Source organism: Humibacillus xanthopallidus, assembly GCF_044793955.1.
Classification (GTDB): domain Bacteria; phylum Actinomycetota; class Actinomycetes; order Actinomycetales; family Dermatophilaceae; genus Humibacillus; species Humibacillus xanthopallidus_C.
On record NZ_CP084995.1, the window covers coordinates 2,180,555 to 2,204,999 of the forward strand.

Annotated in this window: 18 protein-coding genes; 14 read left to right on the plus strand and 4 right to left on the minus strand. The window is 70.9% G+C overall.

Features of this window, described 5'->3' with window-relative positions; translation table 11 throughout:
- The first annotated feature begins 1 nt into the window (after position 1).
- Positions 2-910, plus strand: a complete 909-nt coding sequence (locus LG278_RS09615; protein ID WP_404393239.1) for a LysR family transcriptional regulator — start codon at positions 2-4, stop codon at positions 908-910.
- 12 nt (positions 911-922) lie between these two features.
- Here LG278_RS09615 and helR read toward each other — a convergent pair whose 3' ends face one another.
- Positions 923-3,079, minus strand: a complete 2,157-nt coding sequence (helR, locus tag LG278_RS09620) for an RNA polymerase recycling motor ATPase HelR (RefSeq protein ID WP_404393241.1) — start codon at positions 3,077-3,079, stop codon at positions 923-925.
- A 124-nt stretch (positions 3,080-3,203) separates the two neighbouring features.
- Positions 3,204-4,304 (minus strand): acyltransferase family protein, encoded by a 1,101-nt coding sequence (locus tag LG278_RS09625; protein WP_404393243.1) that lies wholly within the window; start codon positions 4,302-4,304, stop codon positions 3,204-3,206.
- A 110-nt stretch (positions 4,305-4,414) separates the two neighbouring features.
- On the opposite strand from LG278_RS09625, the gene aspS reads away from it, so the two are divergent.
- Both aspS and LG278_RS09635 read left to right on the plus strand, forming a co-directional pair.
- Entirely contained in the window at positions 4,415-6,217 is a 1,803-nt protein-coding gene (gene aspS / locus LG278_RS09630; RefSeq protein ID WP_404393245.1) for an aspartate--tRNA ligase, read from the plus strand.
- A 125-nt stretch (positions 6,218-6,342) separates the two neighbouring features.
- Entirely contained in the window at positions 6,343-7,092 is a 750-nt protein-coding gene (locus tag LG278_RS09635) for a peptidoglycan-binding protein (protein ID WP_404393247.1), read from the plus strand.
- 38 nt (positions 7,093-7,130) lie between these two features.
- On the opposite strand, the gene LG278_RS09640 is transcribed toward LG278_RS09635, so the two are convergent.
- A complete protein-coding gene (locus tag LG278_RS09640) occupies positions 7,131-7,931 on the minus strand; it encodes a GNAT family N-acetyltransferase (RefSeq protein WP_404393249.1) in 801 nt (266 codons plus the stop codon).
- Positions 7,928-10,216, minus strand: a complete 2,289-nt coding sequence (locus tag LG278_RS09645; protein ID WP_404393251.1) for an MMPL family transporter — start codon at positions 10,214-10,216, stop codon at positions 7,928-7,930. The genes LG278_RS09640 and LG278_RS09645 overlap by 4 nt, the downstream gene beginning before the upstream one ends.
- A gap of 17 nt (positions 10,217-10,233) precedes the next feature.
- Here LG278_RS09645 and LG278_RS09650 point away from each other — a divergent pair, with 17 nt between their 5' ends.
- The 11 genes from LG278_RS09650 to LG278_RS09700 all read left to right on the plus strand — a co-directional run bounded on the left by LG278_RS09650 (position 10,234) and on the right by LG278_RS09700 (position 24,384).
- On the plus strand, positions 10,234-11,628 hold the full coding sequence (locus tag LG278_RS09650; protein WP_404393253.1) for a replication-associated recombination protein A: 1,395 nt from the start codon (positions 10,234-10,236) through the stop codon (positions 11,626-11,628).
- Positions 11,629-11,872: 244 nt separating this feature from the next.
- The gene (locus LG278_RS09655; RefSeq protein WP_404393255.1) at positions 11,873-12,928 is read left to right on the plus strand and encodes an ABC transporter permease; all 1,056 of its coding nucleotides are present in this window, start codon (positions 11,873-11,875) and stop codon (positions 12,926-12,928) included.
- 73 nt (positions 12,929-13,001) lie between these two features.
- A complete protein-coding gene (locus tag LG278_RS09660; RefSeq protein WP_404393257.1) occupies positions 13,002-14,777 on the plus strand; it encodes an ABC transporter substrate-binding protein in 1,776 nt (591 codons plus the stop codon).
- Positions 14,778-14,914: 137 nt separating this feature from the next.
- Positions 14,915-15,877 carry an ABC transporter permease gene (locus LG278_RS09665; RefSeq protein WP_404393259.1) on the plus strand — a complete coding sequence of 321 codons (963 nt, stop codon included), beginning with the start codon at positions 14,915-14,917 and terminating at the stop codon, positions 15,875-15,877.
- Positions 15,874-16,938 carry an ABC transporter ATP-binding protein gene (locus LG278_RS09670; protein ID WP_404393261.1) on the plus strand — a complete coding sequence of 355 codons (1,065 nt, stop codon included), beginning with the start codon at positions 15,874-15,876 and terminating at the stop codon, positions 16,936-16,938. The genes LG278_RS09665 and LG278_RS09670 overlap by 4 nt, the downstream gene beginning before the upstream one ends.
- Positions 16,935-18,038: an ABC transporter ATP-binding protein gene (locus LG278_RS09675; protein WP_404393263.1), complete on the plus strand. Its 1,104-nt coding sequence runs from the start codon at positions 16,935-16,937 to the stop codon at positions 18,036-18,038. Before LG278_RS09670 ends, LG278_RS09675 begins: the two co-directional genes overlap by 4 nt.
- Positions 18,039-18,388: 350 nt before the next feature.
- A complete protein-coding gene (gene alaS / locus LG278_RS09680; protein WP_404393265.1) occupies positions 18,389-21,061 on the plus strand; it encodes an alanine--tRNA ligase in 2,673 nt (890 codons plus the stop codon).
- On the plus strand, positions 21,058-21,555 hold the full coding sequence (gene ruvX / locus LG278_RS09685; RefSeq protein WP_404393267.1) for a Holliday junction resolvase RuvX: 498 nt from the start codon (positions 21,058-21,060) through the stop codon (positions 21,553-21,555). Before alaS ends, ruvX begins: the two co-directional genes overlap by 4 nt.
- Positions 21,552-22,805: an endolytic transglycosylase MltG gene (gene mltG / locus LG278_RS09690; protein ID WP_404393269.1), complete on the plus strand. Its 1,254-nt coding sequence runs from the start codon at positions 21,552-21,554 to the stop codon at positions 22,803-22,805. Before ruvX ends, mltG begins: the two co-directional genes overlap by 4 nt.
- Positions 22,799-23,686 carry a shikimate dehydrogenase gene (locus LG278_RS09695; protein ID WP_404393271.1) on the plus strand — a complete coding sequence of 296 codons (888 nt, stop codon included), beginning with the start codon at positions 22,799-22,801 and terminating at the stop codon, positions 23,684-23,686. Before mltG ends, LG278_RS09695 begins: the two co-directional genes overlap by 7 nt.
- Positions 23,683-24,384 carry a prepilin peptidase gene (locus LG278_RS09700; RefSeq protein ID WP_404393273.1) on the plus strand — a complete coding sequence of 234 codons (702 nt, stop codon included), beginning with the start codon at positions 23,683-23,685 and terminating at the stop codon, positions 24,382-24,384. Before LG278_RS09695 ends, LG278_RS09700 begins: the two co-directional genes overlap by 4 nt.
- Positions 24,385-24,445: the final 61 nt, after the last annotated feature.

Genomic DNA, 24,445 nt, shown 5'->3' on the forward strand with positions numbered 1-24,445 from the left:
CATGATCGACCCCATCGCGCTCCGCTCGCTGGTGGCCGTCGAGCGTCATGGCTCGGTCGGCGCCGCGGCCGCCTCCCTCGACTACACCCCGAGCGCGGTCTCGCAGCAGATCAAGCGGCTCGAGGCGCAGACCGGTGTCGCCCTGCTCGAACGGCAGGGCAGGGGCGTGCTGCTGACCGAGGCGGGACGCACCCTGACGGAGTCGGCGCGCGACCTGCTGGCAGAGATGGAGCGGCTCGAGTCACGGGTGCTCGGCGCTTCCGGTGACGCGGTCGGCACCCTGCGCCTCGCGACGTTCGCGACGGCCTACCGCGGCATCGTGGTGCGCGCGATCGGTCGACTTCGCACCGCCGCACCGGAGGTCGTGCTGCGTCCCGACGAGATCGACCCGTGGGACGCGGTCGACGCCGTGGCGTCCGGGTCGCACGACCTCGCGCTGGTGCACAACTGGGAGCCGCTGCCTCTCGCCATCCCCGACCACCTCGAGGTGCGCCACCTCGGACGCGACCGGGCCGACGTGCTCGTGCACCGCGACCACCCCCTCGCGGGGCGCACGACCGTCACGGTGCATGACGTCGCCGACGAGCGGTGGGTCAGCGTCGCCCCGGGCTCGATCTGCCACCAGTGGCTGCAGAAGATGTGCTCCGACGTCGGCCGCTCTCCCCGGATCGCCCACGTCGCGCTGGAGTTCGCGACGCACGTCGCGCTCGTCGGTCAGGGCGAGGCCATCGCCCTCGTGCCCCGACTCGGTCGGGGGCCGCTGCCGAGCGACGTCGTCGCCGTGCCGATCGTCGACCCCGTCTCCGAGCGGACGGTGAGCCTCGTCTGGCGACGCACCATGACCGACCGCCCGGCCCTGGGGGCGGCCGTGGAAGCGCTTGCGGCAGAAGGCTCCCGCGACCTCGCCTGACGAGATCGCTTCTCACCGCTGGGTGCTCGTGAGGATGACGAGTTGGCCCGTCGCACGGGTCATCGCGACGTAGCGGTCGACCGCTCCCTCGATGCCGTCCCCGAACGTCTCCGGGTCGACGAGCACGACGAGGTCGAACTCGAGCCCCTTCGAGAGCGCCGGCGTCAGTGACAGCACTCTGGGAGTGGGGCGGAAGGTGGGATCGCCGATGACACAGGCGATCCCGTCTGCATGGGCGGCGAGCCAGCCGTCGAGGACGTCGCCGAGGTCGGCCGTCGAGCGGTGCCTGACCGGGATCCCGGTTCGCCGGACGGAGGTCGGCACGTTGGCGTCCGGGATCATCGCGCGGATGGCCGGCTCCGCCTCCTCCATGACCTCTTGTGGCGTGCGGTAGTTGATGGTGAGGGAGGCGAGCGTGGTGCGGTCGAGACCGACCCGGGCGAGACGTTCCGTCCACGACTCGGTGAACCCGTGCCGCGCCTGGGCACGGTCACCGACGATGGTGAAGCTGCGCGACGGACACCGGGCCAGGAGCATCTGCCACTCGGCGTCGGTGAGCTCCTGGGCCTCGTCGACGACGACGTGGGCGAAGGGGCCTGCGAGCCGGTCGGTCCCGGCGCCGGGCTCGGTGCGGTCTTCGGCCAGGGCAGCGCTCAGGTCCTCGGCGCGCAGCATCGACATGACGTGCATCTCGGAGTCGTCGGTCGCGATGAGGTGGTCGATGACGCCGGCCATGTGCTCGCGTTCGGCCGCCAGGGCGACGTCGCGACGGCGCTTCCGGTCGCTCGCCTCCGGGTCGCCGAGACGCTGCCGCGCGGCGTCGAGGAGCGGGAGGTCCGACACCGTCCAGGCGCTGGGGTCGGGCCGCTGCAGCCGGTCAAGCTCCTCGGGGCCGAGGCCGGGGGCGCACCGGCGCAGGTAGGCAGGGACAGCCCAGAGGTCGGCGACGATGTCGGTGGCCTCGAGCGTCGGCCAGGCGCGGTGGAGGGTCGTGCGCAGGTCGCGGTTGCGCTCCAGCGCCCGACGGACCTCCTCCGGTGAGGCATCCCCGTCGTCATGCCTGCCGACGATGATCGAGAGCAGCTCCTCCCAGATGAGGTCGCGGGCCTCGTGGTGCGGCGTGCCGGGCGGCGGCGCCGCGAACGCGGCGGTGCAGTCGTCGGGGCTCACCCAGACCTCGTCCCACGGGGTCGTCACGGCGAAAGGCTCGGTCGGCGGCTCCTCGTAGAGCGCCACGGCCGGCTCGATCGCCCGGACGAGCTCGAGGCCGGCCTTGAGGCGGGCCACCTCAGGATCGTGCTCGTCGGGGGCCGTGGTGCCCTCGGCGACGAGGTCGCGCACGGTGCAGGTCTGCACACCCTCCTCACCGAGACTGGGCAGCACGTCGGACACGTAGGCGAGGTAGGGCTCGTGCGGCCCCACGAAGAGCACCCCTCCGCGTCGGTGCCCGAGGCGCGGGTCGGAGTAGAGCAGGTAGGCGGTGCGGTGCAGGGCAACGACCGTCTTGCCCGTGCCGGGGCCGCCGTCGACGACGAGGGCGCCCCGGGACCCGGCGCGGATGATGGCGTCCTGGTCGGCGGCGATCGTGCCGAGCACGTCGCGCATCCGGCTCGACCGGTCGGCGCCCAGACTCGCGATGAAGGCCGACTGGTCGTCGAGGGCGGCACGCCCCCGCAGGCCCGCTGCGGCAAAGACCTCGTCCCAGTAGTCGGTCACACGTCCCCGCGTCCAGCGGTAGCGGCGACGGCTGACCAGACCCATCGGGTCGGCATGGGTCGCGCCGAAGAAGGGCTCGGCGGCGGGCGAGCGCCAGTCGACGAGCAGGCGCCGGCCGGAGTCGTCGGTGAGGCCGAGCCGCCCGATGTAGACGGGGCGCGGGTCGTCCACGCCGACCACCCGACCCAGGCAGAGGTCGAGCCCGAAACGACTCAGGGTGCGCAGGCGAGCCGTGAGCCGATGCACCTCCTGGTCGCGGTCGAGCGCCCCCTGCCCGGTGCCGCCGGGTCGGCGACGGGCGGCGTCGAGGCGGTCGGACAGGCGGGCGACGGACTGCTCGACAGCCTCCCGCACGGCGGTGAGGTGCGCCTCGTCATCCGCGATGAGCTGCGGGTCGGCCTTGGGCGAGAGGTGGTCGGGGAGGTCGAACGCGGTGGTGGTCCGAGGGTGCACGTCATCAGCTCCGATCAAGGATTGCGGCCTCGGCCGGAGATTCTGTGGCAGGAGCGGGGTCTTGCCGCAAGCCCCAGGGTGCGCTATACGTTGGTAGTGGAGAGGGCGGTCGCCCTCTCCTTCGTCATGTCGCGCGAGCCGGAGGGTCCGCCGTGGCTGCCGGGTCAGACGCGCGACGCGCCTCGGCAAAGGCCTGCTGGCGGGCCGAGGGCTGGTCGAGACGCAGGGGACCTCGCAGCCGCATCGCCGGTCGCTCGAGCAGGACCCACGACAGCCACGACACGAGGATCGCCGCCGCGATCAGCGCAAGGTTGCGCGGCGTCGTGTGCTCGCCGAGGAGCCGGCTGTTGATGAAGGTCTGGTGCCACAGGTAGAGCGCGTAGCTGATGGTGCCGAAGAACACCATGAAGCGCGAGGCCACGACGCGTGAGTGACCCGACACGGCGGCATACACGAGCCACAGCCCGATGAGCGCGTGGACGGTCGCGAGCGGCCGGAAGAGAGGGTGGTCGACGGCCAGGCCATGGCCCGGGAAGGCCGACACGGCCACGAGCACGACGAAGGGGACCAGCGGGCTGGCCGCAGGCGGCTCCCACCCGCGGGCGCGCACGGCCGCCAGCCCGAAGGCGAGGGAGACACCGAGCAGCAGGGCGAAGGCGTTGGTCTCGGTGGAGATGTCGAGACGGATCGCCGAGCCGCGGGTCCAGACGCTGTAGAAGGTCGCGAGCGCCGCGAGGGACACTGCGATGGAGAGCGCTCGAGGACGCAGCCACGTCATGACCGCGATGAAGACGAGCGGCCAGACGACGTAGAACTGCTCCTCGACAGAGAGCGACCACAGGTGGTTGAAGACGCCGAGGTCGGTGCCGTTGATCCGCACCCAGTTGCCGACGTAGAAGAGCGATGCCAGGGCTGCGACGGGATAGCTCGAGAGGCGCTCGTCAGCAGTTGCCCACAGCAGCAGGGGAGTCAACGCGATGAGCAGGAGCAGGGCCGGCAGCAGACGCACGGCTCGGCGGCCCCAGAAGCGCCACAGGCTGATCGAGCCCCACCGGTCCCACTCGCGGATGAGCAGGCTCGTGATGAGGTAGCCCGACAGGACGAAGAAGAGCGTGACGCCGGAGAGGCCGCCCCAGCGCACCGGCAGTCCGGAGTGAGCGGCGACGACGAGGAGGATGGCGAGCCCTCGGACGCCGTCGAGGTCGCGGTTGCGGGAGTGCTGCACGGCGAAGAGCCTAGGTGCAGGCGGTCTAGGATTGGTCCTCGGTGCCCGCGCGACCGGGCCCAGCGGCACCACGCCGCCGACACTCCCATGCACCTCCGGAAGGACCCTCCGTGCTCCGCACTCACGAGGCCGGCGCCCTGCGCGCCGGCAGTCAGGGCCATGTAGGCCAGACCGTCACGCTCACCGGGTGGGTGGCGCGGCGTCGAGACCACGGCGGTGTGGCCTTCCTCGACCTGCGCGACGCCTCCGGCGTGGCCCAGGTCGTCGCCCGCGACGAGGTGCTGGCCCGCGGCGGCGCCCACGACGTGCGCAACGAGTTCTGCGTCAAGGTCACCGGCGAGGTGCGCGAGCGGCCCGAGGGCAACGCCAACCCCGACCTGCCCACGGGTGAGGTCGAGGTCATCGTCAGCGAGCTCGAGGTGCTGAACCCCTCGGCGCCGTTGCCCTTCCAGATCGACGAGCGCGTCACCGTCGGTGAGGAGGCCCGCCTCAAGCACCGCTACCTCGACCTGCGGCGCCCGGGCGCGAGCTCGGCCGGCGCGGCCATCCGGCTGCGCTCGCGCGTCAACGCCGCGGCTCGCGCGGTGCTGAGCGCCCGCGACTTCGTCGAGATCGAGACCCCCACCCTGACCCGCTCGACGCCGGAGGGTGCTCGCGACTTCCTCGTGCCCGCCCGGCTCGCGCCGGGGTCGTGGTACGCCCTGCCGCAGAGCCCCCAGCTGTTCAAGCAGCTGCTCATGGTGGCCGGCATGGAGCGCTACTACCAGATCGCGCGCTGCTACCGCGACGAGGACTTCCGCGCCGACCGCCAGCCGGAGTTCACGCAGCTCGACATCGAGGTGTCCTTCGTCGAGCAGGACGACGTCATCGAGCTCGGCGAGGCCGTCATCGCCGAGCTCTGGAAGCTCATCGGGGTCGAGCTGTCGACCCCGTTCGAGCGCATGACGTATGCCGACGCCATGCGGCGCTACGGGTCGGACAAGCCCGACCTGCGCTTCGGCAACGAGCTGGTCGAGTGCACCGACTACTTCGCCGACACGACCTTCCGCGTGTTCCAGGCCGACTACGTCGGTGCCGTCGTCATGCCCGGCGGCGCGTCGCAGCCGCGCAAGCAGCTCGACGCGTGGCAGGAGTGGGCCAAGCAGCGCGGTGCCCGGGGTCTGGCCTACGTGCTCGTCCAGGAGGACGGGGAGCTCGGGGGACCGGTCGCCAAGAACATCACCGACGCCGAGCGTGCCGGCCTCGCCGCCCAGGTCGGCGCGCAGCCCGGTGACTGCATCTTCTTCGCGGCCGGAGCGGCCAAGCCCTCGCGCGCGCTGCTCGGGGCGGCTCGCCTCGAGATCGGGCGACGCTGCGACCTCATCGACGAGAGCGCCTGGAGCTTCCTCTGGGTCGTCGACGCTCCGCTCTTCGAGCCGGCTGCCGACGCGGTCGCCTCTGGCGACGTCGCTGTCGGTGCCGGCGCCTGGACCGCGGTGCACCACGCCTTCACCTCGCCCAAGCCCGAGTTCCTCGACACCTTCGACACCGACCCGGGTCCGGCGCTCGCGTACGCCTACGACATCGTCTGCAACGGCAACGAGATCGGCGGCGGGTCGATCCGTATCCACCGCCGCGACGTGCAGGAGCGGGTCTTCCGGGTGATGGGCCTGTCGGAGGAGGACGCGCAGGAGAAGTTCGGCTTCCTGCTCGAGGCCTTCGCCTACGGTGCCCCGCCCCACGGCGGCATCGCCTTCGGGTGGGACCGCATCGTGTCGCTGCTCGCCGGCACCGAGTCGATCCGCGACGTCATCGCCTTCCCGAAGTCCGGTGGCGGCTACGACCCGCTCACCGCCGCCCCCGCGCCGATCACCCCGCTGCAGCGCAAGGAGGCCGGTGTCGACGCCAAGGCCGAGGCGGCCGGTCCCGCCTGACCGACTGAGCGGTGAGTCACCGCAAGCGCCTGACGCGTTGCCCGTGGCGACGGATACTGGGAGGGGCCCGTTCCGTCGTCACGGCAGGGTGGGCCCGGACGTCGGCCGCTGACGGGGAGGTCAGGATGCGCACGGTCCAGGTGCTGGAGCAGAACGGCACGCAGCGAGCTGCCGAGGTCATCGAGCTCGCGGCCCTCGCCGGGCTGGAGCTGGCCGCGGCGGCGACCCTGCTCGAGAAGGAGTCGAGCGGCGGTCGCAACATCTTCGGTCGCGACGCCGTCGAGACCGGAGGCTTCTACACCAAGGGCGGCCCCGTCACGAAGGAGTCCTACCTGCGCTACCGGGAGCACCGGTCCGAGCTCGGCGCCCAGGGGGTCGGGCCGACGCAGCTGACCTTTCCTGCGTTCCAAGACCGCGCCGACCGGTCGGGTGGGTGCTGGGACTGGCGGGTCAACACCCGCGTCGGCTTCGAGATCGTCTCGGGTCTCATCAAGGCCAAGGGAGTCCGCAACGGCTTCCGCGCCTACAACGGGTCGGGTCCGAGCGCCGAGGCGTATGCCGATGACGCGATGAAGAAGCTGCAGGTCTGGCGCAACCGCCTCGCGTCGCCCACCGTGGTCGATGACCCCGATCGGCCGACGCTCAAGGTGGGTGACACGGGGGCGGCCGTGGTGGCACTGCAGAGGTTCCTCAACCGGACCTTCCCCGGCTACTCGCAGATCGACCTGGCCCCGAAGCGCTACGGACCGCAGACTGCCAAGGTGGTGGCCGAGTTCCAGAAGCGAGCCGGGGTGTCAGGTCCCGGGGTCAGCCCCACCGGCCGTCAGGTCGGGCCCCGCACGTGGGCTGCCTTGGAGCACTTCGGCTTTCGCTGACCGACGGCCTCGGAGCCCCGGCAGCCTCGGAGCCGTGGTCAGCGGTCGAGCACGACCGGGCGGCTGGACCAGGCGCAGAGACGGTCGTAGCCGAGCGAGAGGTAGAGCTCGCGGGCGACAGCGTTGTGCGAGTACATCCCGAGGGTGCACACCCCGGACTCAGCCACGGCCCAGCGGGTCAGGGCCCCGACGATGGTGCGGCCCAGTCCTCGTCCTCGCAGGCGCGTGTCGACGGCCACGGACGAGAGGTGCGGGGCCCCCGCCCGGCTGCGGCCCCACGCCGCCACGGCAGCCAGAGCGCCGTCGGGCGCCTCGACGGCAAACCAGCGCTCGCCGCGTCCGGGCAGGGTGTCGGCCGTGGGGGAGTGGGACTTGAGGAAGGCCGTGATCTCGGCAGACCGCACCGTGTCGTCGAGCGGCTGGACGCGCTCGTGCGAGGCGTCCTCGGCAGGGGCGACGGCCGTGTGGAGCCACTCCCAGTCGCCGCCGTCCATGACCCGGTAGCGCTCGCGCAGCCGAGGCTCGAGATGCTGGGGGAGGCTGACCGAGAAGGCCCTTCGGGTGGGCTCCACCACCGCCGCGATAGCCGGCAGCGCGTCGAGCAGTGTCGTGACGCCGTCGTCGGCGCCGAGCAGGTTGACCGTGCGGCGGTCGGCCCGGCGCACGCGCTGGAAGGCGACCGCCTCGTGGTGCCGCCACCAGGTGCCCGCGAGGTCGTCGGTGACCTCCCAGCGCACGAACGGGTGGTGGCCGCTCGCCTCGAGCAGCTCGTCGAGGCCGTGCCGCACGCTCACCTGCTGCTCGGGGACCGCTCTGCTCGTGGAGGTCTCGGCCGTCACTCGGTGATCCCGAAACGGTCGTGCAACCGGCGCAGCGGCGCCGGTGCCCACCAGTTCCAGCGCCCGAGCAGCGTCATCGTGGCGGGGACGAGGAGCATCCTGACGAGCGTCGCGTCGATGATCACCGCCGCCACGAGGGCCACACCCATCTGCTTGATGATGAGGATGTCACCGGCGACGAAGCCACCGAAGACGATGACGATGAGCAGGGCCGCGGAGGTGATGATGCGGCCCGTGCGCTGCAGTCCGAGCGAGACGGCGCGGTCGTTCTCGTAGCCCTGGCGGTGGAACTCCACGATGCGCGAGAGCAGGAAGACCTCGTAATCCATCGACAGGCCGAAGCCGAACGCCAGCACGAGGAAGGGCACGATCGACTCGACGGCCCCGACCGACGAGAAGCCGAGCAGTCCTTCGAGGTGGCCCTCCTGGAAGATCCACACGACGACACCGAGCGCCGCGCCGAGCGAGATGATGTTGAGCAGCAGCGCCTTGATCGGGATGATCACCGACCCGGTCATCAGGAAGAGCAGCGCGAGCGTGCCGAGCACGACGAGCCCCACGGCATACGGCGCCCTGGCCGACATCGAGGCGAGGAAGTCGATCTGACTGGCCGCCTGCCCCGTCGTCAGGGTCTCGAAGGGCGCACTCGTCGCCCGGATCGTCGTGACGAGCTCCTGCGCCTCGTCGGAGGTCGGCGGCCCGGTGACCCGGATGTCGACCCGGTGGTCGGTCGTGCCGAGCGGGGTCACCGCCAGCGACTCGACGCCCGGGTCGTCGCGGAACTGATCGGACCACGCGGTCACGGCGGCGGTGTCGGACGAACGCGCCACGACCGTGACCTCGGGCGCCGAGAGGGCCGGGTAGTCACGCGCGAGCTGCTCGAAGAAGACCCGCTGCTGCGCGTCGACGGGGAGCAGCTCGATGCCCGAGGACGTGAGCCGCATCGACAGCGTCGGCAGGGCGAGCGTGATGAGCACGACGACGACAGCGATGATGACGGCGATGGGTCGGCGCTGCACGCCGACCGCGAGACGGGAGAAGAGCCCGGTGTCAGAGGTCGGCGCGGCCGCCTTGCGCGCCAGGCGCCTGGCGCCGAGGACGCAGAGTGCGGGCACGAGCGTGATCGCGACGACCATCGCGACGAGCACGACACTCACTCCGGCGACACCGATCGCGCGCATGATCTCGGCCTCGAAGATGAGCAGTCCCGACAGCGCGATCGCGACGATGAGCGCCGAGAAGATGACGGTGCGGCCAGCCGTGGCGACCGTGCGCTCGGCGGCCCGCGACACCTCCTCGGGCGATGGCACCCGGTGCTCGCGTTGCGAGAGCTCCTCGCGGAAGCGGCTCACCGTGAGCAGCCCGTAGTCGATCGAGAGCCCGAGCCCGAGGAGCGTCACGATGTTGACGACGGTGGCGTCGAGGTCGACGAGGAAGGAGAAGGCGAACAGCGAGAGCAGGGCCCCGCCGATCGACACGAGCGCGCCGATGATCGGCATGCCGGCGGCGATGAACCCCCCGAAGACGAAGAACATCACGATGAAGGTGAGGGGCAGCGCGATGCCCTCGCCGCGGATGAGGTCGCGCTCCACGGTGGTGGTGATCGCGGTGATGATCGCGCTCGGGCTGCCGACCGAGCCCTGCGCATCCATCGCGGCAGGCACCTCGAGCAGCGCCTTCTCGGCGGCGGCCTCGGCCTCGTCCTGAGCCGCACCGTCGAGGCCCGGCTCGAAGTCGACCACGGTCACGAAGCCGCCGGCAGCAGGCGTGCCGCCCTGCAGCAGCGGTGCCGCGGCCGGGTCGGTCAGCCCTCCCGGGGCCAGCAGCGGTGAGCGCACGGCCGCGACGCCGGGCACCTGGGCGACCTGCTGCGTGGCGGCCGCACCGTCGGCGACCACCTCGGGGTCGGTGAGGTCGGCGCCCGTCACCTGCATCGTCAGCGTCTCGAGGGCGGGCCGGGTCTGCTCGATGATCTCCTGCGCCTCCGTCGACTCGGAGGCGACGGTCGGGGCGCCCGAGGAGAGCCGGTTGAAGAGCGACTCCCCGGTGACCCCTCCGACGGCGATCGCGAAGCAGCTGATCGTGATGAGGACCCAGGCCACCACCCAGCGCGCGGGGTGGCGCGCGATGAGCCGACCGAGGCGACCCAGCCGGGTCGGTGCCGCGTGGGGTGACGCGTCGGTTGGCGCGTCCGGTGACCCGTCAGGTGCAACGTGGGATGTCACGCCGGACGTCGCACCGGAGGTCGCATCGGGGGCCGGGGCCTCGGAGGAGGGGTTCTGCACGTGGATAGCCTTCCACAGTGACCTCAGACGACCTCTTCGGTGCCGCGTCCGCAGCCGACCGTGCAGAGCAGCCGGCGTCCGCGGGCCATGCACCGCTCGCCGTGCGGATGCGACCCCGCACCCTCGAGGAGGTGCGCGGCCAGACCAAGGTGCTGCGCCCGGGGAGCCCGCTGCGCCGGCTCATCGAAGGGTCGGGTGGTGCGGCCGGCCCTCTCTCGGCGATCATCTGGGGTCCCCCGGGCACGGGCAAGACGACGCTGGCGCACCTCGTCGCTACGGCGTCCGACCGGCGCTTCGTCGAGCTGTCCGCCGTGACGGCCGGTGTCAAGGACGTCCGCTCGGTCATGGAGCAGGCCGGGCGCGACCGCGACCTCTACGGCCGTCAGACCGTGCTCTTCCTCGACGAGATCCACCGCTTCACCAAGGCCCAGCAGGACGCCCTGCTGCCGGGCGTCGAGAACCGCACCGTGATCCTCGTCGCGGCCACGACGGAGAACCCGTCGTTCAGCATCATCGCCCCGCTCCTCTCGCGCTCGGTGCTCGTCACCCTCGAGTCGCTGTCGGACGCCGACGTCGCCGACCTGTTGCAGGCGGCTCTCGACGACGAGCGGGGTCTGGCGGGCGCCCACACCCTGACCGACGACGCTCGTGAGCACCTCGTGCGCATCGCCGGCGGCGACGCCCGCCGCGCCCTGACATCGCTCGAGGCGGGCGCGGGCGTCGCCCTCGACGCGGTGGCGCCGGGCTCGGACGACGACGGGCCCGTCGCGATCACCCTGGCCCACGTCGAGCAGGCGGTCGCGCAGGCGGCGGTGCGCTACGACCGCGCGGGCGACCAGCACTACGACGTGGCCAGCGCCCTCATCAAGTCGATGCGGGGCAGCGACGTCGACGCGGCGCTGCACTACCTCGCCCGCATGCTCGAGGCGGGGGAGGACCCCCGCTTCATCGCGCGGCGCATCGTCATCTCGGCGAGCGAGGACGTCGGCATGGCCGACCCGACCGCCCTGCAGACCGCCGTCGCGGCCATGCACGCCGTGGCCCAGATCGGCATGCCGGAGGCGCGGATCATCCTCGCGCAGGCCGTGGTGCACAACGCCATGGCGCCCAAGTCCAACGCGGCATACCTCGGCGTCAACGAGGCCATCGCCGACGTGCGTGCCGGGCGCGGCGGCGCGGTGCCAGCGCACCTGCGAGGGAGTGGGTATGCCGGGGCGGAGCGCCTCGGTCACGGCGCGGGATACGCGTACGCCCACGACGCACCCGACGGGGTGGCGCAGCAGCAATACCTCCCCGACGACCTCGACGGCCAGGTGGCCTACTACCGCCCCACCGACCGGGGGTTCGAGGAGCGTCTGCGCGCCCGGCTCGAATGGCTCACGGGACGGTTGGGGCGCGGGCGCCCGGAGTGACGCGCGCCGATTGTTTCGGGCCGGTGACGTTTTGCCGGGACGATGTTGGGCAAGCCGTGGTGGTCGGTAACGATTTGTCATCCAGCGCGTCTCGAGGCTTGGACCGGGCTCAGCACTGTGGCAAGGTGACGTCGTCCCAAGGGGTGGTCAGCGGCTTGTCCGTGTGCCTCTTTCCGGGACCTGTGGACCGCCCTGCGGTCCGGATGTGAATCCCCACCAGGATGGAGACAACGCGTTGAACGCCATGCCGGAGCCCGGTGCCAAGACGGTAATCGAGGCCACGGACGAGCAGATGGTCGAGGAGACCGAGCGCAACGAGGCCATGAAGGCTCCGGCACACCGTGACGTGCGCACCGGACGGTCTCCCGGTCGCGTCGCGTGGGACCGGCTGAAGGTCGACAAGGTCGCCATCGTCTGCATGGTCATCATCCTGTTCTTCATCCTCGTCGCGGTCTTCGCGCCGTTCCTCTACTCCCTCCAGGGCGTGGACCCGGTCACCGGAGCCGAGGCCGACCCCTACACCGTGCACACTGAGCTCGTCGACTTCAACGGCCTGCCCACGGTCGGTGCCAGCTCCGCCCACTGGCTCGGTGTCGAGCCGCGCCTCGGCCGCGACCTCTTCGCCCGCTGGGCGGTCGGCGCACGACCGTCGCTCATCATCGGCTTCGTCGCGGCCGCCGTCTCCACGCTGCTCGGTGTCACCCTGGGCCTGCTCGCCGGCTACGTCGGCGGCTGGACCGACCGCGTCATCACCTGGGTCACTGACTTCTTCCTCAGCCTGCCGATCCTGCTGCTCGTCATCGCGATCGTGCCGATCATGCAGAAGAGCATCGCCGGCGACGCCGACCTCACGGCCGAGCAGACGTCGAGCATCCGCTTCTACGTCCTCATCGCCATCCTCATCGTCTTCGGGTGGATGGGACTCGCCCGCCTCGTGCGAGGCGAGGTCAAGAGCCTGCGCGAGCGCGAGTTCGTCCAGGCCGCCCGGGCGATCGGCGTGCCCACCCGGCAGATCCTCTTCAAGGAGGTCCTGCCCAACCTGGTCGGCCCGATCATCGTGTCCGCCTCGATCGCCGTTCCGGCCTACATCACCTACGAGGCGACGCTGAGCTATCTCGGTGTCGGTCTCGTCGAGCCCACCGCGTCCTGGGGCCGCACCATCGCGGATGCCCAGAACCTCTTCGCCACCTACCCCCTGTGGTTGTGGCCCTCGGTCATCGGTCTGTCGCTGCTCGTCCTCGCCCTGAGCCTTCTCGGCGACTCGATCCGCGACGCCTTCGACCCCAGCAGTCGCCGATAACCCACCCGGTTTCGGTCATCTAGATGTTCCCGGCAAAGCGCTGGGATCAGCACAACAAAGGGAGCAAACAACAATGCGCTGGACCAAAGTCCTGACCGTGGGGGCCGTGGCCTCCCTCGGCCTTGTCGCAGCCTGTGGTGCACCGTCGACGAACGGCACCGGCACGGGCAACGCGAGCGGTGACAACGGCTCGGTGGAGGGCGCTGCGGCGACCCTCGACCCGACCGCCAAGGGCCCCGCCCCCGAGGTTCCGGGAGCGAAGAAGGGTGGAACCCTCACGGTTTCCTACTCCTCGACCCCGGCCAACATGGACCCGAGCGACCAGTTCTACCAGGACACCGCGGTCATCTTCTCGCTCGGCCACCGCGCCCTGACGACCTTCGTCAGCCGCGACGGCCAGCAGGTGCTCGTTCCGGACCTCGCGACCGACCTCGGCAAGGCGTCCGAGGACGGCCTGACCTGGACGTTCACGCTCAAGGACGGCATCAAGTACGAGGACGGCACGCCGGTCAAGGCCCAGGACATCGTCTGGGCGGCCAAGCGCTCGTTCGACCCCGACCTCGCCGCCAACGGCCCGACCTACCAGCGTGAGTTCTTCAAGGGCGGCGCCGAGTACCAGGGCCCCTTCAAGGGCGACCCGAACTGGAAGGGCGTCGAGGCCAAGGACGACAAGACGATCGTCTTCAACCTCGAGAAGCGCTTCGAGACGCTGCCCTACTTCGTCTCGTTCAACCAGTTCACGCCGATCCCCGAGGCGAAGGACACGAAGGGCGACTACCAGCTGCACCCGCTGGCGACCGGCCCCTACATGTTCGACAAGTACACCCCGGGCACCGAGCTGACCCTCAAGCGCAACCCCAACTGGGACCCCGCCACCGACCCGGCGCGCAACGCCTACCCCGACGCCTTCCACTTCAAGTGGGGCCAGGACGTCGTCAAGACGCAGACCGCCGTGCTCGCCTCCAATGGTGAGGACGCCACGACGCTCAACTGGGACTCGATCGACTCCTCGCTCATCTCGCAGATCGAGGGCGAGAAGAAGGCCCAGTTCGAGGAGGGCCCCTCCTCCTGCGTGATCATGGTCAACATGGACGCGCGCAAGATCCCGATGCCGGTCCGCAAGGCGATCGCGGTGGCCTACCCGTTCGACTCGATCCACAAGGCCGGTGGCGAGACCTCGCACTCGTTCACCCCCGCCGCGACGATCATCCCGCCGCAGATCCCGGGTCACCTTGCCTACGAGGCGGAGGCCGCTCCCGGCTTCAAGATGAACGGCAAGGGCGACGGCGACGCCGAGAAGGCCAAGGCGATGCTCGCCGAGGCCGGCTACGGTGCCGACAAGCCGTTCGAGCTCATCTACTACTACACCAACGACGACGACATCGCCCAGAAGGTCAACCAGGTGCGCAAGCAGGCCTTCGAGAAGGCCGGCTTCAAGGTGACCGACATCGGTGCGCCGAGCGCCGAGCGTCGCAAGCTCGTGGGTGACCCCAACGGCAAGTACAACATGCTGCAGTCGCCCCGTGGCTGGTGCTTCGACTGGCCGTCGGCCGACTCGATCATCCCGCCCACCTTCGGCACGATCGCCCTCTCGCAGGGTGGCACGACGTTCGGTAACTTCTCCGACGCCAAGATCGACGCCGAGATCGCGCGCATCCAGCAGCTCTCCATCACGGAGCAGGGTCCGGAGTGGGGCAAGATGGACAAGTGGCTGACGGAGAACTACCTCCTGGCCATCCCGGACTACAACGACAAGGGCAACTCGGTGTTCGGCACCAAGGTGAAGAACGTCAAGAACAACCCCAACAAGGGCATGCCGGAGCTCACGCAGGTCTGGCTCGACCAGTAAGACCGGACAGAGTCGTCCTCGCGTGCGAGGGCGGTGACTGACCAGCAACCCGTGGTGGGGGCTCGGGGTCCCCGGGCCCCCACCACGGATGCCCACTCCTTGGAAGGTATCCCTTGCTCACGTACATCCTCAGGCGAGTGGCTCTCGCATTGAGCGTCATCCTCGCGACACTGGTGTCGACATTCCTGCTCTTCTTCGCCGGCCCGTCCGACCCGGCCCAGGCCATGTGTCCCGAGACGCGGTGCACCCCCCAGCGCCTCGAGGCGATCACGAAGAGCCTCGGCCTCGACAAGCCCCTCGCCCAGCAGTTCCTCGAGTACTTCAAGGGTCTCTTCGTCGGTCGGGACTTCACCTACGCCGGTGACACCGTGCACTGTGGCGCGCCGTGCCTGGGCTACTCCTTCTCGACCCGGCAGTCGGTCAACACCGAGCTGTTCACCCGCTTCCCCAACACGGTCGTGCTGGCCCTCATGGCCGCCGTCGTGTTCGTCACCGTCGGCGTGACGCTCGGCATCCTCGCCGCGATCCGCCGTGGGACCCCCGCCGACCGCGGCATCGTCGGCTCGTCGCAGACCTTCGGCGCGATCCCGTACTACGTGCTCGCCCTGCTCGTCGCGCTCTACCCCGTGGTGCTGTGGAACATCCTCCCGCAGTACACCTCGATATCGTCGGGAGTCGGGCCCTATCTGCTCGGCATGCTCGCGCCTGCCTTGATCCTCGGCCTCTACACGTCGACGTCGTACACGCGCTACACCCGCAACTCGATGCTCGAGACGCTCTCGATGGACTACATCCGCACCGCGCGCAGCAAGGGCATCCCCGAGCGCACCGTGCTCGTCAAGCACGGCTTCCGCGCAGCGATGAGCCCGATCGTCACGATCCTCGGCCTCGACATCGCCGCGCTGCTCACCGGCACGCTCATCACCGAGCAGATCTTCGGCGTCGACGGCATCGGGCGTCGCACCCTCGCAGCCTTCCGGGCCCAGGACCTTCCGGTCATCATGGGTAGTGTGCTCATCGGAGCCACCGTCGTCGTCTTCATGAACCTCGTCGTCGACATCGGCTACTCCTTCATCGACCCCCGAGTGAGGCTCTCGTGACCGCAACGGCCATCCCCACGCAGTCCGCAGAGGCCACGTCCGTCGGCGACGTCGTGCTCGACGTCGAGGATCTCTCCGTCGTCTTCCCCACCGAGGAGGGCCTCGTCAAGGCGGTCTCCAACCTCAGCTACCAGGCCCGCCTCGGCAGGACCCTCGCCATCGTCGGCGAGTCCGGCTCGGGCAAGTCGGTCTCGAGCATGGCGGTGCTCGGTCTGCACAACCCCAAGCGCACGCAGATCACCGGGAGCATCAAGCTCGACGGCATCGAGCTCGTCGGGGCGCCGCAGTCGACGTTCCAGAAGATCCGCAGCACCAAGGCCGCGATGGTCTTCCAGGACCCGCAGAGCGCCCTGCACCCGTTCCACAAGGTCGGCAAGCAGATCGCAGAGGCCTACCTCGCCCACAACAAGGTGAGCCGGTCGGTGGCCGAGAAGCGGGCCATCGAGATGCTCGACCTCGTCGGCATCCCCAACCCGAAGCGCCGCGCCCTGCAGTACCCCCACGAGTTCTCCGGTGGCATGCGCCAGCGCGCGATGATCGCGCTCGGGCTCGTCAACGACCCCAAGCTGCTCATCGCCGACGAGCCGACGACCGCCCTCGACGTCACCGTCCAGGCGCAGATCCTCGACCTCGTCAACGACCTGCAGAAGGAGTTCGGCTCCGCGGTCATCCTCATCACCCACGACCTCGCGGTCGTCGCCGAGACCGCCGATGACATTGTCGTGATGTATGCCGGGCGTGGCGTCGAGAAGGGTGACGCCAAGGAGGTGCTGGCCCAGCCGTCGCACCCCTACACCTACGGTCTGCTCCAGTCGCTGCCGTCGCACTCCGAGGACCTCGCCGAGCTCAAGGCCATCCAGGGCACACCGCCCAGCCTGCTCAACCTGCCGCCCGGCTGCTCGTTCCACCCCCGGTGCGACTTCAAGGACCAGGTCCCGGGTGACCTGTGCTGGACCGAGCTGCCGGCGTGGCGCCCGACGCCGGGCCTGGCCAACCGACAGCTCCGGTGCCACCTGGCCGACCCGGTCGCGACACTCAAGGAAGACGAGGGAGTCCGATGAGCGACCAGCTGGCCGCGCCGACCCGCGCGGCGGCCGACACCGCAGCGACGCCACTGCTCGAGGTCACCGACCTGCAGCGCTACTTCCCGTTCCGCGAGGTGCAGGGCCTGCGCATGGTCAAGGCGACGGTCAAGGCCGTCGACGGCATCAGCTTCACGCTGCGCCAGGGGCAGACCCTCGGCCTCGTGGGCGAGTCCGGTTGCGGCAAGTCGACGACGGCGCGCCTCGTGACGAGGCTCGACGAGCCCACCGGTGGATCGGTGGTCTTCGAGGGGCGCGACATCACGCACCTCAAGGAGCACGAGCTGCGCTCCATCCGGCGCGACGTGCAGATGATCTTCCAGGACCCCTACAGCTCGCTCAACCCTCGCCACACGATCGGCTCGATCCTCACGACGCCGCTCAAGGTGCACGGCCTGCACAAGGGCAAGGAGAAGGCCCGGGTCCAGGAGCTGCTCGAGATCGTCGGCCTCAACCCCGAGCACATCAACCGCTACCCCTCGGAGTTCTCGGGCGGCCAGCGCCAGCGCATCGGCATCGCCCGCGCCCTGGCGGTCGAGCCCAAGCTGATCATCGCCGACGAGCCGGTCTCGGCCCTCGACGTGTCGATCCAGGCGCAGGTCATGAACCTCCTCGCCAAGCTGCGCGACGAGCTCGACCTCGCCTTCGTGTTCGTCGCCCACGACCTCGGCGTCGTGCGCCACTTCTGCGACCAGGTCGCCGTGATGTACCTCGGCAAGATCGTCGAGTACGGCGACAAGAAGAAGATCTACGAGGCGCCCGAGCACCCCTACACGCAGGCCCTGCTGTCGGCGGCGCCCGACATCAACGTCGCGCGCGGCCACGCCCCCAAGGAGCGCATCCGCCTCGTCGGCGACGTGCCGAGCCCCATCGACCCGCCGAGCGGCTGCCGCTTCCGCACCCGCTGCTGGAAGGCGCAGGACATCTGCGCGCAGGTGGAGCCGCCGCTCATGACCTCGGTCGAGGACACGACGTCGGTGCGTGCGAAGCGTGACCGTGGCCTGCACCTGCAGGCGTGCCACTTCGCCGAGGTCAAGACGACCCTCGTCGCCGAGGTACCCGCCGAGCCGGTGGCCTGAGGCAGCAGCCACACCAGCCACGCCAGCCACACCACAGGGCCCAGCCCGTATGCCGCGGGGCCGGCTTCCACCCGGGAGCCGGCCCCGCGGCATACCCCTGGGGTGCCCCCGGCGATCGCGGGGGAGCGCGCCCGGGCGGGGGTCGGTTAGGGTTGACGGCGGCGCGACGTGCGCGCCGACGAGCGAAGGACGATGCGTGGTGGACGGCGTGGTGGACACGGAGCAGCGGGTGGTGGCGAGGCCGCAGACGCGGACGCGAGCCATCCGGGGGTCAGTCGCGCCCCGCTGAGGCGCCCCGGCTGACCCCGCCCCGACTCCCACCCCCACGATCGACCACGAGGACGACACACATGGAAACCGCTGAGATCCGGCGCCGCTGGCTCACCTTCTTCGGGGAGCGCGGCCACACGGTCGTGCCGAGCGCTCCGCTCGTGCACGACGACCCCAACCTGCTCTTCGTCAACGCCGGCATGGTGCCCTTCAAGCCCTACTTCCTGGGGCAGGAGACGCCGCCCTTCAACCGCGCCACGAGCGTGCAGAAGTGCGTGCGCACGCTCGACATCGAAGAGGTCGGCAAGACCACCCGCCACGGCACGTTCTTCCAGATGAACGGCAACTTCAGCTTCGGCGACTACTTCAAGGAAGGCGCCATCGAGCTCGCGTGGGAGCTCATCACGCGCAGCCAGCGCGACGGCGGCCTCGGCTTCGACGAGAAGGACCTCTACGCGTCCGTCTACCACGAGGACGACGAGGCCATCGCGCTCTGGAAGAAGGTCGCTGGCCTGTCCGATGACCGCATCGTGCGCCTCGGCCGCAAGGACAACTACTGGAACATGGGGGTCGCCGGCCCCGGCGGCCCGTGCTCCGAGATCCTCCTCGACCGCGGACCCCAGTTCGGCGCCGACCGCGACTGGGAGGCGGGCGACCGCTACCTCGAGTTCTGGAACCTCGTCTTCATGCAGTACGAGCTCGAGAACGTGCGGTCGAAGGAGGTCTTCGACATCGCGGGCGAGCTGCCCAAGCGCAACATCGACACCGGCATGGGCCTCGAGCGCGTCGCCTACCTGCTCCAGGGCGTCGACAACATCTACGAGACCGACGAGGTCTTCCCGGTGATCGCGGCTGCCGAGGACCTCACGGGTCGCCGCTACGGCGCCGACCACGACGACGACGTGCGCTTCCGCGTCGTCGCCGACCACGTGCGCTCCTCGCTCATGCTGATCGGTGACGGGGTGACGCCCGGCAACGAGGGCCGCGGCTACGTCCTGCGCCGCCTGCTGCGCCGCGCGGTGCGCTCGATGCGCCTGCTCGGTGTCGACGCGCCGACGCTCGAGCACCTGCTGCCCGTCAGCAAGGAGCGGATGAAGGCCTCCTACCCCGAGCTCGAGCGCGACTTCCACCGGATCAGCCAGGTCGCCTACGGCGAGGAGGACGCCTTCCGGCGCACCCTCGCGGCGGGCACGACCATCCTCGACACCGCGGTGGCGAGCGCGAAGTCGGCCGGCCGCTCGACGTTGGGCGGCGCCGAGGCGTTCGCGCTGCACGACACCTACGGCTTCCCGATCGACCTCACCCTCGAGATGGCCGCCGAGCAGGGCGTGCAGGTCGACGAGGCGGGCTTCCGCGGACTCATGGCGCAGCAGCGCGACCGCGCCAAGGCCGATGCCCGGGCGAAGAAGTCCGGCCACGGCGACACGAGCATCTACCGTCGCGTGTCCGACACCCTCGGGCGCGAGGTCGAGTTCACCGGCTACGACCAGGTCGTCACCGACAGCCGCCTGCGCGGGCTCATCCGCGGGGGCGAGGTCGTCGAGCGCTTCGGACCCGGCGACGAGGTCGAGCTCGTGCTCGACCGCACCCCGCTCTATGCCGAGTCGGGTGGCCAGCTCGCCGACCACGGCCGCATCCGCCTCTCGGGCGGTGCCGTGCTCGAGGTGACCGACGTGCAACGCCCCATCACCGGCCTCGTCGTGCACCGCGCGACGGTGCTCGAGGGCGAGGGCTCGGTCGGCGAGGAGGCGGAGGCCGAGGTCGACGTGGCGCGCCGTCGCTCCATCTCGCGCGCCCACACGGCGACGCACATGGTGCACCAGGCGCTGCGTGACGAGCTCGGCGACACCGCGACCCAGGCCGGCTCCGAGAACTCGCCGGGGCGGTTGCGCTTCGACTTCCGCTCGCAGCAGGCCGTGCCCTCGGGCGCGCTCGGCGAGATCGAGTCGCGCATCAACAGCGTGCTGCTCGACGACCTGCCGGTCACCGCCGACATCATGGCGATCGACGACGCCCGCAAGCTCGGCGCCATGGCGCTCTTCGGCGAGAAGTACGGCGAGCGCGTGCGGGTCGTGTCGATCGGCGACTGGTCGCGCGAGCTCTGCGTCGGCACGCACACGCCGCGCGTGGGCCAGATCGGCGTCGTCAAGCTGCTCGGTGAGAGCTCGATCGGCTCGGGCGTGCGCCGCGTCGAGGCTCTGGTCGGTGTCGACGCCTACACCCATCTCGCCCGCGAGGCGGCGATCGTCAGCCAGCTCACCGACGTCGTGGGTGGTCGTCGTGACGAGCTGCCCGACCGCATCGCCGGCATCCTCGGCCGACTGCGCGACGCCGAGAAGGAGATCGCCGCGGTCAAGCAGGCCCAGGTGCTCGGCGCGGCCAGCGGGCTCGTGCAGAGCGCGCGCGACATCGGCGGGGTGCGCTTCGTCAGCCACGACGCCGGTGAGGGCGTGTCGGCCGACGACCTGCGGGCCCTGGTGCTCGACGTGCGCACCCGTCTCGGCAACGACTCCCCGTCCCTCGTGTCGATGGCCGCCGTCTCCGGCGGGCGTCCGGTCGTCATCGTGGCGACCAACGAGCAGGCCCGTCAGCACGGGTTGCAGGCCGGGGCGCTCGTCAAGGTCGCGGCGCAGGCCCTCGGCGGTGGCGGTGGCGGCAAGCCCGACCTCGCGCAGGGCGGCGGCACCGACCCCACGCAGGTCTCCCGCGCGCTCGGGGTCGTCGAGGACCAGCTCCGCGCCCGAGGCGCATGACCGTCCGACCCGGGGTGCGCGTCGGCGTCGACGTGGGCAGCGCCCGCGTCGGGGTCGCGGCCTCCGATCCGTCGGGGACCTTTGCCCACCCGGTGCGCACCCTGGCTCGGGACGAGCAGCACCAGTCGGACCTCGCCGAGCTCCAGACCCTCGTCGACGAGCTCGGCGCGGTCGAGGTCGTCGTCGGCCTGCCGCTGCTGCTCTCGGGTCTCGAGGGTGAGGCCGCGCAGATCGCCCGGGCCTACGCCGTTGCCCTGGCGGCCCGAATGGGTACCGTGACGGTGCGGTTGGTCGATGAACGCTTGACCACCGTGGACGCGCACCGCAGACTACGCGACAGCGGGGTGCCGGGGCGCGGCCAGCGCAAGGTCGTCGACCAAGCCGCAGCGGTCCTCATCCTGCAGACCGCACTCGACACGGAAGCGAGCTCGGGCAGACCCCCGGGGGAGCCAGTCACCGCAGGGGGAAGACGAAAGAAGGAACGTCGCCGATGAAGGACCATCTCGAGTCATCGATCTTCGGTGACCACGATGACCACGCCGACGTCCACGACCCCGTGGCCCACGACGAGGGGCACCTGGATGATCACGGCCAGGAGCACGGCGCAGCGCCCACGAGCCGCCGGGAGGCGCGCGAGGCAGAGCTCGCGGCCAAGCGCTCGGGCAAGCGGCGCCGGGGCGCAACGCCGGAGGGCAAGGGCAAGCCCCCGGTGTGGCGACGCCTCCTCGTCATCGCGCTCGCGCTCGCCATCATCGGCGGTGGCGTCGTCGTCGCCTACGGCGCACTGCGCCCGGTCGTCGAGGGCTTCCTCGAGTCCAACGACTACCCCGGCCCCGGAGAGGGCGAGGTCCGCGTGACCGTCGAGCAGGGAGCGGGCGGCAGCGCGATCGCCCGTGAGCTCGTCGACGCCGACGTGATCAAGTCGACGAAGTCGTTCGTCGACGCCGCCAACGCGGACTCCAAGAGCGCCGGCATCCAGCCCGGTGTCTACGAGATGAAGAAGCAGATGCGCGCCACCGACGCGCTCGCCGTCCTCGTGGACCCGAAGAACCGCATCGTCACGCGCGTGACGATCCCCGAGGGCCTGTGGGCCAGCGAGATCTATCCCCGCCTCTCCAAGGCCTCCGGCATCCCGGTGGCGCAGTACGTCGAGGCGGCCAAGGACGCCAAGGCCCTCGGCCTGCCGTCGTCGGCCAAGGGCAACGTCGAGGGCTACCTCTTCCCCGCCAGCTACGAGTTCGCGCCCGACTCGAGCGCCGCCTCCCAGCTGAAGCAGATGGTGGGCGAGTCGACCAAGCGCCTCGAGGCCCTCGGCATCGCGCCGGAGCAGATGGAGCGCGTCGTCATCCTCGCCAGCCTCGTCGAGGGCGAGGCCAACAGCGAGGCCGACCGCGGCAAGGTCGCCCGGGTCATCGAGAACCGCCTCGAGGCCGACAACTCGATCGGCTTCGACTCGACGGTCAACTACATCTTCAAGAAGCGCGGGGTGCCGACGCAGGAGATGCTCGACAGCGACAGCCCCTACAACACGCGCCGTTTCAAGGGCCTTCCGCCGGGTCCGATCGCCAACCCCGGCGAGAGCGCGATCCAGGCAGCCGCGGCCCCGCCGGCCGGTGACTGGTTCTACTTCGTCACGGTCGACCTCTGCACGGGTGAGACGAAGTTCGCCGTGACCGGGGCCGAGCACGAGCGCAACGTCGCGGAGTTCAACGCCTGGCGAGAGGCGACGGGCGGCAAGTGCTGACCATCCCGCCCGGTCAGACGCGGTGCGCGGTCTGGGGCTCCCCGGTCGCGCACTCGCTCTCGCCGGTGCTGCACCGGGCGGCCCACGCCGCCCTCGGGCTGACGACCTGGTCCTACGACCGCCGTGAGGTGGACGCCGAGGGCTTCGCCGCGGCGCTCGAGGCCCTCGACGAGAGCTGGCGCGGCCTGTCGCTCACGATGCCGCTCAAGGAGGTGGCGCTCCGCGCGGCCGTCGAGGCCACCGAGACGGCCCGTGCGACCGGAGCAGCCAACACGCTCGTGCGGGTCGAGGGCGGCTGGCTCGCCGACAACACCGACGTGCACGGCATCGCCTCGGCCCTCGAGATCGTGGGCTGTGACCTCACCTCCGACGCGGTGTCCGAGGTCGTCGTCGTGGGCTCCGGGGCCACGGCTCGGTCGGCGGTCGCGGCGGTGGCTGGTGGTGCCGGCGCAAGCGTCGCCTCACGCAAGGTGACCCTCATGGTCCGCGACGAGGCCCGGCCCGAGACGCTGGCCCAGGCGCGTGCCGCCGGCCTCGCCGTCGACGTCGTGCCCCTCGGCGAGTGGCCCGACGCCGACCTCGTCATCAGCACCGTGCCGGCGGCGGCCGGCCTGTCGCTCGACACGCTGCCGACTGCCGACCCGGAGCACACCCGGGTGCTGCTCGACGTCGTCTACGGCGAGGGCCCGACCCCCCTCCAGCGTGGCGGCCAGCACCGCGGCTGGACGCTGGCGCGGGGAGTCGACATGCTCCTGCACCAGGCGACCCGGCAGGTGACGCTCATGACGGGCCGGCCCGCCCCGCTCGCCGCGATGTCAGAGGCGCTGTATGCCGTCGTCGACCCGGTCTGGGGGGTGCGGACCTCCGCCGGTGGCCGATGAGGTGGACCGCCTTCCCGGCGACCCCCTGGTGGTTCGTCGCCGTGCTGGCGCTGGCCGGAGCCGCTGTCGGGGAGGTGCTGCGCCGCCGGCTCGTGACCGGCGGTTACCGCCTGGACGACGAGACCGGGCCGCCGCCGCGTGCACCCATCGTCGTCGTGCCAGTGGCGATGGCGCTGCTCTGGGGGCTGCTGGCGTGGCGCTTCGGTCCGCTGTCGGAGTGGGCGCTCACCCCGGCCTACCTCGGTTTCGCCTTCGTCGCCGTGGCGCTCGGGTGGGTCGACGCGGACGTGCATCGCCTGCCCCGGGGACTCACCCGGCCGGCATACCCCTTGCTCGTGGGCCAGCTCGCGCTCGCCTCGCTCGCGTCGGGGGACTGGGCTGCTCTGCGCCGGGCGGCGGTCGCGGGGCTCGTGCTGTGGGCGGTCTACCTCGCGCTCGCGGTGCTGGCCGCCCTGCTCGGCAGCGGCTTCGGGCTCGGTGACGTCACTCTCGCCGGGCTCGTCGGCCTCGCGACCGGCTACGTCGGCGTCACGGCGACCCTGGTCGCGACCTTCGCGGCGTTCCTGCTCGCCGGGCTCTACGGCGTGGCGCGCATCGTGGCCCGTCGGGGCACGCGCAAGGACGACATCGCCTTCGGGCCGTGGATGCTCGTCGGCACCCTCATCGCCCTCGTCGTCGAGGTGCGCCCCCTGCTCTGACGGGAGCGGCGGCCAGGTCGGCCACGCCGTCCCGCGGGCCGGGCGCCGCGGGGTCGTCACG

Excerpts from the sequence above, each read along its gene's own strand:
- LG278_RS09615 (WP_404393239.1), top strand. The coding sequence starts at position 2 with ATGATCGACCCCATCGCGCTCCGCTCGCTGGTGGCCGTCGAGCGTCAT.
- LG278_RS09635 (WP_404393247.1), top strand. The coding sequence starts at position 6,343 with ATGCGCACGGTCCAGGTGCTGGAGCAGAACGGCACGCAGCGAGCTGCC.
- LG278_RS09655 (WP_404393255.1), top strand. The coding sequence starts at position 11,873 with ATGCCGGAGCCCGGTGCCAAGACGGTAATCGAGGCCACGGACGAGCAG.
- LG278_RS09660 (WP_404393257.1), top strand. The coding sequence starts at position 13,002 with ATGCGCTGGACCAAAGTCCTGACCGTGGGGGCCGTGGCCTCCCTCGGC.
- LG278_RS09675 (WP_404393263.1), top strand. The coding sequence starts at position 16,935 with ATGAGCGACCAGCTGGCCGCGCCGACCCGCGCGGCGGCCGACACCGCA.
- alaS (WP_404393265.1), top strand. The coding sequence starts at position 18,389 with ATGGAAACCGCTGAGATCCGGCGCCGCTGGCTCACCTTCTTCGGGGAG.
- ruvX (WP_404393267.1), top strand. The coding sequence starts at position 21,058 with ATGACCGTCCGACCCGGGGTGCGCGTCGGCGTCGACGTGGGCAGCGCC.
- mltG (WP_404393269.1), top strand. The coding sequence starts at position 21,552 with ATGAAGGACCATCTCGAGTCATCGATCTTCGGTGACCACGATGACCAC.
- LG278_RS09700 (WP_404393273.1), top strand. The coding sequence starts at position 23,683 with ATGAGGTGGACCGCCTTCCCGGCGACCCCCTGGTGGTTCGTCGCCGTG.